General features: G+C 59.4%; 2 protein-coding genes. Both read right to left on the bottom strand.

The genetic code is table 11. The features are described 5' to 3' along the window. A partial coding sequence (locus A5788_RS23900; RefSeq protein ID WP_156525557.1) for a hypothetical protein occupies positions 1 to 727 on the bottom strand: 727 nt, incomplete at its 3' end. Positions 728 to 793: 66 nt separating this feature from the next. Beyond that, positions 794 to 1157: integrase core domain-containing protein (locus tag A5788_RS18940; RefSeq protein ID WP_231895602.1), on the bottom strand; the 364-nt coding region annotated here is incomplete at its 5' end.

The raw sequence follows: 1157 nt of genomic DNA, 5'->3' as shown, positions 1-1157 counted from the left end.
TCGTCGAACCCGACGCCACCTCAGGCACCCAGGAGGCCGCCTGAAAACCGCTCATCCACAGGTCTTGACAATATCTCGGCGTGCGCGGATTCCACGACTCGCCGGTGCGTAATGCCTCGACGAGTCGCTCGCCGGATCGAAGCATCTGCACCCACCAGTCACGCTGTTGAGATTGCACTGACCGCGGGAATTCCCCGATGACATGTGATGAGTTCGAAGCTGCGTTGGTGCCATCCCAGACGCCAAGTTCCAGTTCCAGGGTCGAGCTAAGAATAGCCATGGCTTGCCACAGCACGAATCGAGTTCGCGGAGTAATTGGCCACGGGTTCCAAATGCCCGCAACGAAACGGTCGTACTCGTCAGGCTCATCGAATATGGGGTCATCGGGAATAGGTCGATCAAAGTACTCAACGACCCAGACTGCCTCGCCCGAATCGACCTCACCCTCCTGGTCACACTCGACACGCCAGAACCAGTGCGCCCGGGCATGATGGCTTTTCCACCGAACATCATTCAGAACTTCGTCAAGTTCATCCGGGCCGAACAACCTTCGTTCCATTGGCTCATGATCGCCGGATGGCCACGCCGAATCACTGGACTCGCCTTGGATCTCAACGTCGCCCGACAGTAAACGAAGCCGACACCCAACACCCGGCCCTTCGTCATCCAGATAGTTGTCGATAAGAGCAAGGATGCTCAGGTCGTACGCCGCAGATGCGTGCCTCACCAGGTCGTCGCCGCCTGACTCCGAGAAGTAGGACGGGCCTGGTGCACGGATAGGTGACAGGGTTAGTCACGCGGCCTGAGGGGCCTCGTGGTTGATGATGGTCTCGAATTCAATGGGGGTCAATCTGCCGAGGCGGTCCTGTCGTCTGCGGCGGTGGTAGGTCCGTTCGATCCAGTGCACGATGGCGGCCCGGAGCTCGTCTCTGGTGGCCCAGGATCGACGGTCGAGGACGTTGTTCTGTAGCAGCGAGAAGAAGCTCTCCATCGCCGCGTTGTCACCACACGCACCGACCCTGCCCATCGACCCGAGCATGCCGTGCCGGGTGATGGCCTTCTGCATCTTCTTCGAACGAAATTGACCGGGCTCAACCAGTCGATGCAACACCGGCTTGTTGGAGCAACAATAGCTGCTCGTTGAAGGCCTCAGCGGG

The sequence above is a fragment of the Gordonia sp. 852002-50816_SCH5313054-c genome, assembly GCF_001665925.1.
Lineage (GTDB): Bacteria > Actinomycetota > Actinomycetes > Mycobacteriales > Mycobacteriaceae > Gordonia > Gordonia jacobaea.
This window is presented reverse-complemented; position numbering and strand designations above follow the sequence as displayed.